At 43.8% G+C, this 11,687-nt stretch carries 11 protein-coding genes and 2 pseudogenes; 3 read left to right on the top strand and 10 right to left on the bottom strand.

The window, feature by feature from the left end:
• The first annotated feature begins 60 nt into the window (after positions 1 to 60).
• The gene (locus tag K7R23_RS11695) at positions 61 to 1,341 is read left to right on the top strand and encodes a beta-barrel domain-containing protein (RefSeq protein ID WP_012907098.1); all 1,281 of its coding nucleotides are present in this window, start codon (positions 61 to 63) and stop codon (positions 1,339 to 1,341) included.
• Positions 1,342 to 1,443: 102 nt separating this feature from the next.
• Here the strand turns inward: K7R23_RS11695 and K7R23_RS11690 are convergent.
• The 3 genes and pseudogenes from K7R23_RS11690 to K7R23_RS11680 all read right to left on the bottom strand — a co-directional run.
• Positions 1,444 to 1,638, bottom strand: a pseudogene (locus K7R23_RS11690) (ATP-binding protein); the annotation flags it as partial.
• A gap of 8 nt (positions 1,639 to 1,646) precedes the next feature.
• Positions 1,647 to 2,646 (bottom strand): annotated as a pseudogene (locus K7R23_RS11685) (IS30 family transposase); the annotation flags it as partial.
• Between the two features lie 60 nt (positions 2,647 to 2,706).
• Positions 2,707 to 3,842, bottom strand: a protein-coding gene (locus K7R23_RS11680) for an IS3 family transposase (protein WP_231851567.1) whose coding sequence is annotated in 2 segments (ribosomal slippage) — positions 2,707 to 3,596 and positions 3,596 to 3,842 — 1,137 coding nt in all. Because the reading frame shifts where the segments join, the coding sequence is not laid out codon by codon here.
• Between the two features lie 483 nt (positions 3,843 to 4,325).
• Between K7R23_RS11680 and K7R23_RS11675 the strand changes: the two genes are divergently transcribed.
• Both K7R23_RS11675 and K7R23_RS11670 read left to right on the top strand, forming a co-directional pair.
• A complete protein-coding gene (locus K7R23_RS11675; RefSeq protein ID WP_148222142.1) occupies positions 4,326 to 5,471 on the top strand; it encodes an EspG domain-containing protein in 1,146 nt (381 codons plus the stop codon).
• A 143-nt stretch (positions 5,472 to 5,614) separates the two neighbouring features.
• A complete protein-coding gene (locus K7R23_RS11670; protein WP_012907100.1) occupies positions 5,615 to 6,433 on the top strand; it encodes an SdiA-regulated domain-containing protein in 819 nt (272 codons plus the stop codon).
• A gap of 441 nt (positions 6,434 to 6,874) precedes the next feature.
• Here K7R23_RS11670 and espF read toward each other — a convergent pair whose 3' ends face one another.
• The 7 genes from espF to espA form a co-directional block, all read right to left on the bottom strand.
• Positions 6,875 to 7,780, bottom strand: coding sequence for a type III secretion system LEE effector EspF (gene espF, locus K7R23_RS11665; RefSeq protein ID WP_012907101.1), 906 nt, complete (start codon positions 7,778 to 7,780; stop codon positions 6,875 to 6,877).
• A 178-nt stretch (positions 7,781 to 7,958) separates the two neighbouring features.
• Positions 7,959 to 8,255 carry an EscG/YscG/SsaH family type III secretion system needle protein co-chaperone gene (locus K7R23_RS11660; protein ID WP_012907102.1) on the bottom strand — a complete coding sequence of 99 codons (297 nt, stop codon included), beginning with the start codon at positions 8,253 to 8,255 and terminating at the stop codon, positions 7,959 to 7,961.
• Positions 8,256 to 8,261: 6 nt separating this feature from the next.
• Complete coding sequence (gene sctF / locus K7R23_RS11655; protein ID WP_012907103.1) at positions 8,262 to 8,483, bottom strand: type III secretion system needle filament subunit SctF; 222 nt, start codon at positions 8,481 to 8,483, stop codon at positions 8,262 to 8,264.
• 36 nt (positions 8,484 to 8,519) lie between these two features.
• Positions 8,520 to 8,927 carry a type III secretion system effector protein SseE gene (sseE, locus tag K7R23_RS11650; protein WP_012907104.1) on the bottom strand — a complete coding sequence of 136 codons (408 nt, stop codon included), beginning with the start codon at positions 8,925 to 8,927 and terminating at the stop codon, positions 8,520 to 8,522.
• 6 nt (positions 8,928 to 8,933) lie between these two features.
• Positions 8,934 to 9,899 (bottom strand): type III secretion system LEE translocon pore-forming subunit EspB, encoded by a 966-nt coding sequence (gene espB, locus K7R23_RS11645; RefSeq protein WP_012907105.1) that lies wholly within the window; start codon positions 9,897 to 9,899, stop codon positions 8,934 to 8,936.
• A 20-nt stretch (positions 9,900 to 9,919) separates the two neighbouring features.
• Positions 9,920 to 11,062, bottom strand: coding sequence for a type III secretion system translocon subunit SseC family protein (sctE, locus tag K7R23_RS11640; protein WP_012907106.1), 1,143 nt, complete (start codon positions 11,060 to 11,062; stop codon positions 9,920 to 9,922).
• Between the two features lie 12 nt (positions 11,063 to 11,074).
• Positions 11,075 to 11,653, bottom strand: a complete 579-nt coding sequence (gene espA, locus K7R23_RS11635) for a type III secretion system LEE translocon filament protein EspA (RefSeq protein WP_012907107.1) — start codon at positions 11,651 to 11,653, stop codon at positions 11,075 to 11,077.
• Between the last annotated feature and the right edge of the window lie 34 nt (positions 11,654 to 11,687).

Here is an 11,687-nt window from a genome sequence, read left to right as displayed (position 1 = left end):
TACGTTATCAATAACCGCATCCTTATCATTCAGCCCAGTTAATTCAGGTGATAGTCTTTAATGAAAAATTTTTCAAGGAATTTAAAAAAGAAGTTCATACTGGCAAAAGACTTTTGCAAGAATGTATTTCTGACCACGGATAAAGACGCCATCCATCGGGTACGAGAGACTGATGAGTTTACGCTTGCGGATACCCGCGGCGGCGTAAAAACCAGCAGGGCGCTTTATATCCTGCTCAGCGTTATCTTTTTCCTCAGCATATTTTTACTGTGGGCCTCCCTGTTCAGTATTGATGAAGTCTCAAAAGGCGATGGCCGGGTCATCCCCAGTTCGAAAGAGAAAATCATTCAGTCTCTCGATGGCGGCATCCTCGATAAAATCCATGTTACAGAGGGACAGATCGTTCAGGCGGGAGATATTATTGCCAACCTGGATACGATTAGAACCCAGGCGGCGGTGATGGAATCCGAATCAAAATATCGGGCATTGCTGGCCAGCAAGGTTCGATTGCTGGCGGAGATAAGCGATAGCCCTCTGGTCTTCCCCGCCGAGCTGAATGATTTTCCGGAAATCACCGACAGAGAGAGGATTCTCTATCATTCCCGGAAGAATAATTATATCTCGTCGATAAAAGATATCGAAGCCTCAAAGGTGTTATTGAACAAAGAATTAGCGATCAATACGCGACTGATGGAACAGGGAGCATCAAGTAAAGTTGACGTTATCAGGAGCAGAAAACAACTGGTCGATCTGAACATGAAAGAATCTGAACTGCATTACAACTATAAGGTAAAATCTGGAGAGGAGCTATCCCGAATATCCGCGGAAGTTGATTCACTGTATCAAAAGATCGTCGGCCAGCGCGATCTGCTGAAAAAGTCGACCATTACTTCACCGGTCAGAGGAATTGTCAAAAACATCGAGATTAACACCATTGGTGGCGTTATTCCCCCCAATGGAACCATCATGAATATCGTTCCCCTTGACGATCGACTGCTGATTGAAGCAAAGATCTTACCTCGCGATATCGCTTTTATTCATCCCGGGCAGCGGGCAATTGTTAAAATCACCGCCTATGACTACTCCATTTATGGCGGTCTGGATGGCGAAGTAGTAACGATATCTCCGGATACCATTTCCGACCCGCAAAAACCTGACGTTGTTTTTTATCGTGTCTATATCAGAACAACGAAAGACCATTTACAGACCGCGAATAATAAAAAGCACTTTATTTCTCCAGGGATGGTAGCCAGTGTTGATATCAAGACCGGTAAAAAGACCATTCTTCAGTATCTGATTAAACCATTCAATAAGGTTGGTGAAGCATTAAGAGAAAGATAGCAGAAGGCGCCTTCGTTGATTAAGCACGCTATATGACCAACAGGGGTAAAAAGTCTTTTGTAGCCGGGGTGGGTCGCTTTACGTCAGAGGCGAACCGCCCGGCTATCCGGACACCCATTTCTCCAGGGTCGTGACATTCTTCCCCGCAACGTTTTCTACTGTAAAAATATCAACATACAGCAAAATCAGTTTCAGACCTCTGCCGCTTTCAGCCAAAGGATCGGCGTCGAAGAACGTATTATCACGCGCCGCCGCAAGGCGTTCAGCGGGAAAGGTATCGCCAGCGTCCGTTTCTCGCTGTGAGTTTAACTGATGGATGCAACACATTGATTGAACTGCTCTGCAGGTGATTCATAGTCTAGCGTTTTTCTGGGCCTTTCGTTGAGCTGTCTGGCAACACTGTTAAGTCTTTGCTGGCTGTGAACCGATAAGTCAGTTCCTTTTGGAAAATATTGTCTGAGCAATCTGTTCGTATTTTCATTTGAGCCACGTTGCCAGGGAGATTGAGGATCACAAAAATAAATCTGAATATCTGTCGCTACAGTAAATCTTGTGTGCTTGGTCATTTCAGCCCCCATATTACTGTTTTATAAAGCTCAACAGGTAATTCCCGGGCTTGTCTGATGAGGACAGATATAACCGTTATGGTCTTGTTGTCTCTGATTTTGGCCAACATAACAAAGCGGGAATGGCGTTCCGCGAGAGTGACGATATAGGAGTTTTTCGAGCCTTGGATCAGGTTACCTTCCCAGTGACCCGGTATGGCTCTGTCTGCAACTTCAGATGGCCTTTCGCTTATTGGTATCGCATGCTCCTAACCCTTTCCCTTTAAGCGATGACGTTGTGAATCTACGAACCGCTCTTCCGCTTCTGAGGCATTGCTGCAGCTCTTTTTTTTAATACCCCGCGGGTTTGTATAAAAAGCGTTTTATAAATCGTTTCGTGTGACACCTGCATTTCCTGATTATCCGGATAATAGCGTTTCAGCCAACCGGCGATCTGTTCCGGCGACCAGTCCTGAGGCATCTTCTCTGCAATGATTTTACACAATGCGGGACTTTCAATTAGCTTGCAAGGTTTTGGTCTCAGCGCATTTCCCCACGCATCGGCTTTTGCTGCACGGTATTGTTTTGCACCACCATGCCTCTTGATCTCGCGGCTAATCGTTGAGGGTGCTCTTGATAATTTGGCAGCGATGTCCCTGATACTGAGCTTTGCTACCAGTCCTCTGGATATCTCCTCTCTTTCATCAAGCGAAAGCGCTAATCGGTGCCGCTTTCGCACGGGAAGTGGACTGACCCCGCCCCGGTAGACGATCCTGCCCTATAGTTGGACTGACCCCACGCCTGTAGACAAATTCTGTCCTCACGACGAGGCCTGTTCAAAGGCCTCCGGACTGACGCCGCCGAGGTGGCTGTGGCGCCGGGCCCGGTTGTAGAACACTTCAATGTAATCGAAGATATCCGCCCGGGCCAGAGCCCGGGTTTTGTATATTCTCTTCCTGATGCGTTCTTTTTTCAGTGAACTGAAGAACGATTCGGCCACCGCATTATCCCAGCAGTTGCCACGCCGGCTCATGCTCGGTGCCAGGTGATTGGCCCGGCAGAAGCGCTGCCAGTCGTCACTGCCGTACTGACTACCTTGATCGCTATGTACGATGACCTCGCCGTCCGGTTTTCGGCGCCAGACCGCCATCATCAGCGCGTCGAGCGCCAGTTCGCGCGAGAGAGTGGGTTTCATCGACCAGCCGACCACATTACGGGCAAAGAGATCGATAACCACCGCCAGATACAGCCAGCCCTGCCAGGTGCGGATATAAGTAATATCGGTGACCCAGACCTGGTTGGCCCGGACAACGGTGAACTGCCGCTGCACGCGATTAGGAGCAACGATTGAAGGCCTGCCAGCGATACGACGTGGCGCTTTATAGCCGCGCACGGCTTTAATCCGGTTCAGTTGCATGATCCGACCCACCCGGTTTTTACCGCAGGTTTCCCCGATTTCGTTCAGATCGCCATGAACCCGCCGGTAACCGTATACGCCTCCGCTCAGGGAATATGAGTCGCGGATAAGTATCAGCAGGCGCTGGTTATCTTTATCACGCGCCGAGACAGGGTTATGCAGCCACGCATAGAACCCGGCCCGGGCGACATTCAGTACCCGACACATCGTCATCATACCCCATACAGTGCGGTGCTCATTGATAAAGCGGTACTTCAGTCGGGCTCCCTTGCAAAGTACCGCGCGGCCTTTTTCAGGATATCCCGTTCTTCTTCGGTGCGTTTTAGCTGCGCCCGGAGTTTCAGGATCTCGCTTTTCGCTTCCAGTAAATCCCGGGCATGCTGCTCGCTGTTATCAGGTTTGATAGCCCGTAGCCACTTGTAGAGGCTGTGTGCAGAGACGCCCAGACGGTCAGATACTTCGGCGACGGAATAACCGCGTTCCGTTATCTGACGGACGGCTTCTTCCTTAAATTCAGGTGTAAATCGTGGTGTGCCCATACGCTCCTCCTATGCTCAAACTATAGGGCAGGATCGTCTACCGGGGCGGGGTCAGTCCAACTATAGGGCAGGATCGTCTACCGGGGCGGGGTCAGTCCACAGTAAACAGCAAAAGCAAAATCTGCAGTTTTCTTCTGAATGTGAGATCGGGATGTCCACCGAGATTGCATGTTTCAAACGCCAGTTAGCAAAACGGGATAAAGAGCTGACCATCCTCCGAAGCTAAACATTAACAATATATTTTATCATCCCCCCACCGAATATCATTATTAATGTAAATAGTCACCATTTTTTCGCAGAAAAAAACATTAATAACTCATCAATATCAATCAATAACATCATATCAAATAAATCCCAAAAAAAATTAGTTTGTCTGTATTTAAAACCCCAACGACAAATACCTTACACATTATTGACACTATATCATGCTATATGATACTCGTTATCAAGATATTCGTAATTGATGAAACAGAGAGAGCTTTCATGTTAAACGGACTTAATAATAATTCCGCATCTTTAGTTTTAGATGCTACAATTAAAATTAACTCTGATTATAAAAAGCCGTGGAATGAGATGACATGTGCAGAAAAATTGCTAAAAATTCTCACTTTGGGGTTATGGAATCCAAAGTATTCTCAGGATGAAAGACAACAATTTCAAGGGTTGTTAACCGTTTTAGAACCTGTATCTCCCGCTCACAATGAATTAGGCAGAGTATATGCGAAATTTTCAGATGGCTCATCCTTAAGAATTTCCGTCACTAACAGCGAACTCATTGAAGCAGAGATTCACACGCCGAATAATGAAAAGTTTCTTGTACTCCTGGAGGCAAACGAACAAAATCGGCTATTACAATCTTTACCCATCAATCGCCACATGCCATACATTCAGGTTCATCATACCTTACCTCAGGAGGAACTGACTGATCTTCTGTCAATGCACAAACTACTTAGTTTTACTTCCAAATTATCAGCAACTTTGATTCCTCATAATAATCAAACAGATCCGCTTTCTGGACTTACGCCATTCAGCACTGTGTTTATGGATACGTCTCGGGGACTCGGCAATTCAAAGCTTTCACTCAATGGTGTTGATATACCTGCAGATGCACAAAAATTGCTTCGCAATACGCTAGGGCTTAAAGACACAAATTCATCCCCTGATCTAAATGTTATTAGGAATGGTATTCCTCGTCATTATGCAGAACAAATCGTAAAGGAAAGCAGCAGTACCAATGAGCAGAAAGCTGCAGTTGTGGATTTTTTATGTCAGCCCGAAGCGCCAACTGCCATATGCTCGGCTTTCTATCAGTCCTTCAATGTTCCAGCCTTAATGTTGACACATGTAAGGATCTCTCAAGCTAGTGCATATAATGCACAAAGATCGTTAGATATGCCTAATGCTTGTATTAACATAAGCATCACTCAATCATCAGAGGGAAGCATTCACGTTACCAGCCATACTGGAGTTTTAATCATGGCGCCAGAGGACCGTCCCAACCAATTAGGGATGTTGACGAACAGAACCTCTTATGAGGTGCCGCCAGGTGTGAAATGTGAACCTAATGAGATGGCAAGGATGTTAAAAGCAAAATATGCCTCATCTGAAACATATCTGAACAATGCTTAAAATATGAAAATAATAGAGCACCAATCATTTTATTAATAAAAATAGTGGCGCTTGCGCCACTATTTCCAATACAAATTTACCTTTAGCTCCTTTATAAGAAAAAATATCTATCCTACAAACTATTTGAAGCAAATGGAGATAGCATGAAAAGAAATTCATTGATCGTTTTTTTTATTGCAATACTAATTACATCAACCACATTATTCCTCTTTGAATTTAATTTTAGTTACAAAAAATCACCACAAGAATATTCGCTTTCATTTATCAAAAGATTACCAAATACGGTGAATCTGTCATCGCTTACTTATAGTAAGGAGGATAATTTCCTGTATGCGACCCAGAACAGCCCTGCGCAGCTACTCAAAATAACCAAGAGCGGCGATATCATTGACAGGGTCCCGCTGCCTTTTATCTCTGATGCCGAAACAATTGAATACATAAAAGGAAATATTTTTGCAGCAGTAGACGAAAAAACTTCTGAACTATTCTTTTTCACAATTACGAAACATATGAATGTCTCCTTTCGAAACAAAATTCAGTTAGAAAAATTTAATAAGAAAAATAGAGGTTTTGAAGGGCTGGCATGGAAAGCAGACGACCTGATGCTGTTTGCCGCAAAAGAGCGACGCCCTAATGGCATATTTGCATACCAGCTTTCGTCCGATCTGCTGAGTGCAAAGCAAGTAACTATTCCAGAGGCACTAAATGATATACGTGTTAACGATATATCCGGCCTAGACTTTAATAATGAAAGCCTGATGATTCTGTCCGATGAGTCGCGTAAGTTACTTAAGTTTAACCTGATAGAAATGTCTTTTGTTGAAATTATGGACTTAACGAAAGGAAATCATGCTTTAACTAGTGATTTGCCTCAGCCTGAAGGTATTGTAACTATGTCTGATGGAAGTATTTATATTGTCAGTGAACCTGATATCCTCGCTAAATTTATCCCACTCAGGTAAGCCAGTCACAGTCCTTAGTATTGAGCGATCAAATTTGGCAATCTCATAGTATGCAAGAAACACGAATATAGTTCCCCTAGAACAAACAGCATGTAAGATGAAAAGTACATCAGTAAAAGCTTGCTCAGCCTAGTATAATTTTCATGAACGCATATTTAAACAAGCTAACAGAACTACCTGAGCTTGTATTAACATTAGCACTCACTTAAAGCGTACATCCAGACCGGAAATAATGTAAAACCACGACTCCGTCAGATTAAAATAAAAATCCTCTCGACCGCAAATCATTTCCGGAGGAAATAGTTCATGGCTGAGAGGATAAGGAATATTGTGTTAACCGATATTATGAATTGCATTGGCTACTGCATAATTTAACCTTCTTTTTTATTTCCTCTGATAATCTAAAGCATCAGCAGGGATTAATAGATTTCAAATCTTATTTTATCCATTTTTAAATTGCTGATAGGCTGCCAAATGATCTTTTAATGCCTGTGCAATGGGAGGTAAAGACTGGGCTCGTCCGGTGGACTGTCCACTTGTCGGTGGTTGTGGTGCCGGACGAGCTGGCTTAAGGCTTGAGGCCTCTAAACTTTTAGACGCTTCAAAGGCTGCCAAATGGTCTTTTAATGCCTGTGCAATAGGGGGTAAAGACTGAGATCGCCCGGTGGACTGTCCACTTGTCGGTGGTTGTGGTGCCGGACGAGCTGGCTTAAGGCTTGAGGCCTCTAAACTTTTAGACGCTTCAAAAGCTGCCAAATGGTCTTTTAATGCCTGTGCAATGGGGGGTAAAGACTGGGCTCGCCCGGTGGACTGTCCATTTGTCGGTGGTTGTGGTGCCGGACGAGCTGGCTTAAGGTTTGAGGCCTCTAAACTTTTAGACGCTTCAAAAGCTGCCAAATGGTCTTTTAATGCCTGTGCAATGGGGGGTAAAGACTGGGATCGCCCGGTGGACTGTCCATTTGTCGGTGATTGTGGTGCCGGACGAGCTGGCTTAAGGCTTGAGGCCTCTAAACTTTTAGACGCTTCAAAGGCTGCCAAATGGTCTTTTAATGCCTGTGCAATAGGGGGTAAAGACTGGGATCGCCCGGTGGACTGTCCACTTGTCGGCGGTGATGGTGCAGGGCGAGAGGGAGTTAATGACGTTGTAACTCCACTCACATTAAAATTCGTTCTTGCATTGATATGCGACACAGCCGGAGAAAAAGGAGATTGAATTCTAATCGTGGTCAGACGCACTGCCTGAGGGGAAACTGAAAAGCTCGCACCTCCCACAGAGCCCACCCGACTTGCCACATTTGCAAGCTGCCGTCCTAGTGTAGAAACGGCCTGACCAATTCCATTAAGCATAATTAATACCTTTTATATCAAATTAACAGGGGTGATATTAATTTACATTAAGAAAATAACTCACTACTATCCCCTCACATAATAATACAGAAACTTCCATACTTCTGTATTTACTATTCAGATATTATAGCCGCATGAAACATTCTTATAATACATAAAAGTGAAATTGCATTTTGAGTCAATATAAAATTAATCTATCAGAGTCCTCTCTCTCTTGTCTCTTGTTTTCACAGACCAGGCTATACAACAACTGGCTTGTCTGATCATCCATATAGCCCTCAAGAGCCTTTACTGCATCATTTTTTTTATTTAACCCATATAAAATAATGAATTCTAAATGTGCAATATCTTTTTTATCTGATAAGATTTGCGGCAATACATTCAGAATAGATTCTGCATATTTTGGAAGCTTATGATTTGCCGCTGCTACAGCCGCCCATACCATTATCTTATTGGCAGAAATATCATTACCCATAAAAAATTAAAACGTACGGTTGGAAATAGTTGAAATAAGGTCTTTTACCGTTTTTATCATCCCACTTTCCAAGTTAATATAAGAAGAAAATTGATTAATCGAGAACGACAGTTGTAACATCTTCTGGGGGTCATTAACCAGATCTGGGTTACTAAGTAACTTTGGCACAGGCTCAGCCAGCGTATCAGCGATATTCCCCATATCTTCAGTAATTTGAGTCAGATTCATTATATTTTCCTCTAAGATTAATAAAATAAAATATTTCTAATTATTTACTTTCATTACATACCAAATTTCGTTTTCTGTTTCCTGCTGAACGGCCCCCTTTCTAATGAAGTAATTAAATAACTCTTCGCGCTTTTGACGATCTGAAACTGAACCAATCTTAGATTTCATGGCACTGATTTTCTTAATAGCCGAAAAATGGTGGTACAACTCTTCGAGCAAGCGAGTCAGTGATAAAACAGGGCCGTTTAGCCCTGTTTGGTTACGTGCTTCAAAAGAGCACAAAATCAGTTCTTGTTCATCCAGTCTGTACGCTAATGAGAAAAAAGGTGTCTCAATCCGCCATCCGATAAAAAAGGCACTGCCAAAAAGGAATTCCTTTTGTGGTATATATCCTTTTTGTTCAAGATAGCAATTAAGCACTTCGTCATTAAACGTATCGACCATGTTCAATTACCCTGCTAAACGAGCCGATTGCCCCATACGATTAATAAGGTCATTAAGGTCACGAGCAGTCGCTGTCATATCACGCAGGCGGCTGGCGATATCATCCTGCGATCTGCGAACATCCTGTTTGTAGGTTTCTAAATTCGACGCCTGGAGATTTTCTACCGATTTAGCACGCTGCTCATTGATATCATGATTGGACTTGACAGATTCAGATATCGTTGTTGGCAATGTTTTCGTACCTTCAGCAAGGCTGGTAACAACAACAAATGCTGTAGAACCAGAAATTCGTCCGGCAGCAGCAGTAAAGCGACTTAACAGATTTGCCTTCCGTGTTAAATCCTGAGCAGCGTCAGCAGCCTCTTCAGCTACCTGAGAAGCTTTCTGAGCAGAAGTAGTAACATCATCAGCGATACCTGATGTACGATTTGCCGCTTTTGTAGCTGCCGCGATCCCTTGCTGCAATGTGCCAACTGTCTCATCTGCGGCATCCGCAATACTTTCGGAAGCCTTCACCAGTGCTTTAGTTGAAACTTCAGAGGCGGTATTGACAGACTTCGCAGAAGCAGAAGTGGCCTTCTGAACGACATCGCTCGCCCCTTTCGTTGCGCTATTAATGGCAGCAAAAGAGCCTAAAATCCCCAGGACAGATGAGATAGCACCACCAATCAGAGCGGCTGTCGCACCGGCCTTTTTCTCCTCAATAGCTTTATTTTGGCTCTGAAAAATAGCTTGTTGGATGTTATAGCTTTGCGCCAATTGCCTCTGAAGATAATCTTGTAATGTGGTGACCATCTCACGCATCAGTTTTTGAACCTCTAGCAGAAGTTTAGAAATATCCACTTTGCCAGCAGTAAGTAAAGATGAACTGCTTGACGAGGTTAATGTAGTTGTTGAACTGGCGCTGTCAGTCGTGCTACTCACAACTGGATTAACGGCGATTGCTGCATTGTTATAATCGATAGTATTCATAATAACTTCCTCTTTAACAATTAAACTCGACCACTGACAATACGGCTATTCACTCGCGCAGAGTCGGAGATTAGCTGAGAAGCACTCTGCATATAACTAGCCTGGTTTTGCAGTTCGTCTGCGGCTTTATCCAGTTCAGCCTTCGCACTCTGACTTAACTGTTCACTTTGTCGAGTTAAATTTTCCACAACAAAAGCAGAAATCTGTGATAACACATTATGATTCGCTGCATCATTATTAAGCACAGTTGTACCAATAGAGCGCGTAGAAGTAGTTAAACCATTTGCCACAGCCGAAACTTTCGAGGCAATATTTTCAACAAATACGTCGGCCAGTTTAGTGACTGTTTTTACAATGTTTGAACCCACTTTACCAGCCACATCGCCAACTTTAGACATAAGTGAAGACACCCCACCAAGGCCGGCTGTCAGAATACCTGCGGCAAGAGATAGACCGCCAAAAGCTTGTGCTGCTGTTTTTAACGCCTGCGGAGCCTTATCGCCCATAACATCAACAGCAGTTTGCAGTGCCATTGCTGTTGCGCTAATGGCAACAACAGCCCAGAGAGCTGGGTTAAAAAAAGCTGCAATAGCAGTTACCGCAACACCCAACCACCCAAAGACCTGACCAACAATTTTACTTTTTTGTGCTTTCTCTTCAGCTTTCTGTTGTTCTTCAAGCTGTTTTTTAAACTCCAGAGTTTTATTTTCCAGCGCTTGATTTTGCCCAGCCGTGTAGATCTCGTTGGAGTCCTTCATACTCGCAACTTTCTGTGCTGAGGTATTCAGGGATAACTGGGTAACCATCATCATCATTGCCTGAGGGTCAACGTTATTCACCTGAGAAAGATAAGGATAGCCAGAGCTTGTATTTTGTGTGCCGCGCTCTGGTTCTGTCCCAGCAGTGCGATTAATAACATCACCGCTAATGTCACCGAAAAGTTTGCTCAAGACATCCTCAGCAACAGAGGGCGTCACTAATGAGTGGCCTGCTGGTGGCATTGGTAAAGCGGTACTTTCTGCCCAACTTGTTGATGGGGCAAAAGATTTAACAAGTTGTAAGTCCAGCCCGGAAGTCACTTCAGGCTGATTAATACCTGAAATAGCCGTAGCAGCACTGGCCCCAGACCTTATAGACTGGATATTGCTATTTACATTTAGCATAGTTATCTCCGGTTATTTGCCAATGGGTATTGCTGAAACAGTTCTGTATTGTAATGACTGAATATCAGAACGAGCACTCGTTAACAGGTTTAAAGTATTTGTCATCTGCTGTATATCAAGACGGCTATTATCCACCGTCGTTGTCAAATTATTCGCTTTAGCCGAAATAGAAGCCTTCACGGTTTGCAAATCACCGGCGCTTAACTCAGCCGTAAGATCACTAATACCACTTACTGTAATACTATTGCGAGAATCACTTATATAGTCAATAACTTCTTGAGGAAGTTTGGCCTTCGCATTCTTGTCAGAACTACTCTGAACATCGGCAATTTTAGCATCTACAAGATTGGCCATTTTTTGGGCCGTGATTGACGCCTTGGATGCCTCATTCATATCTGCAAACTTTGCAATCGACAGTTCGCTTTGTGCGTGAAACATATACTCAAACATGAGAAGCGCTGCCTGAAATACGCCAACTTTTGCAAAAAGCTCAATAACTTTTTCTTTCGACATGCTTCCTAAATCATAGGTCATCGATGTCGAAGTACTCGCGCTCGCACCAGCAACTGATGTCATAGTTGATGTATCCATGTGTATACCTCTTAACAATTTTTCTTAACAAGAA

The organism is Citrobacter rodentium NBRC 105723 = DSM 16636, from assembly GCF_021278985.1.
Lineage (GTDB): Bacteria > Pseudomonadota > Gammaproteobacteria > Enterobacterales > Enterobacteriaceae > Citrobacter_A > Citrobacter_A rodentium.
This window is presented reverse-complemented; position numbering and strand designations above follow the sequence as displayed.

Excerpts from the sequence above, each read along its gene's own strand:
- K7R23_RS11695 (WP_012907098.1), top strand. The coding sequence starts at position 61 with ATGAAAAATTTTTCAAGGAATTTAAAAAAGAAGTTCATACTGGCAAAA.
- K7R23_RS11675 (WP_148222142.1), top strand. The coding sequence starts at position 4,326 with ATGTTAAACGGACTTAATAATAATTCCGCATCTTTAGTTTTAGATGCT.
- K7R23_RS11670 (WP_012907100.1), top strand. The coding sequence starts at position 5,615 with ATGAAAAGAAATTCATTGATCGTTTTTTTTATTGCAATACTAATTACA.
- espF (WP_012907101.1), bottom strand. The coding sequence starts at position 7,780 with ATGCTTAATGGAATTGGTCAGGCCGTTTCTACACTAGGACGGCAGCTT.
- K7R23_RS11660 (WP_012907102.1), bottom strand. The coding sequence starts at position 8,255 with ATGGGTAATGATATTTCTGCCAATAAGATAATGGTATGGGCGGCTGTA.
- sctF (WP_012907103.1), bottom strand. The coding sequence starts at position 8,483 with ATGAATCTGACTCAAATTACTGAAGATATGGGGAATATCGCTGATACG.
- sseE (WP_012907104.1), bottom strand. The coding sequence starts at position 8,927 with ATGGTCGATACGTTTAATGACGAAGTGCTTAATTGCTATCTTGAACAA.
- espB (WP_012907105.1), bottom strand. The coding sequence starts at position 9,899 with ATGAATACTATCGATTATAACAATGCAGCAATCGCCGTTAATCCAGTT.
- sctE (WP_012907106.1), bottom strand. The coding sequence starts at position 11,062 with ATGCTAAATGTAAATAGCAATATCCAGTCTATAAGGTCTGGGGCCAGT.
- espA (WP_012907107.1), bottom strand. The coding sequence starts at position 11,653 with ATGGATACATCAACTATGACATCAGTTGCTGGTGCGAGCGCGAGTACT.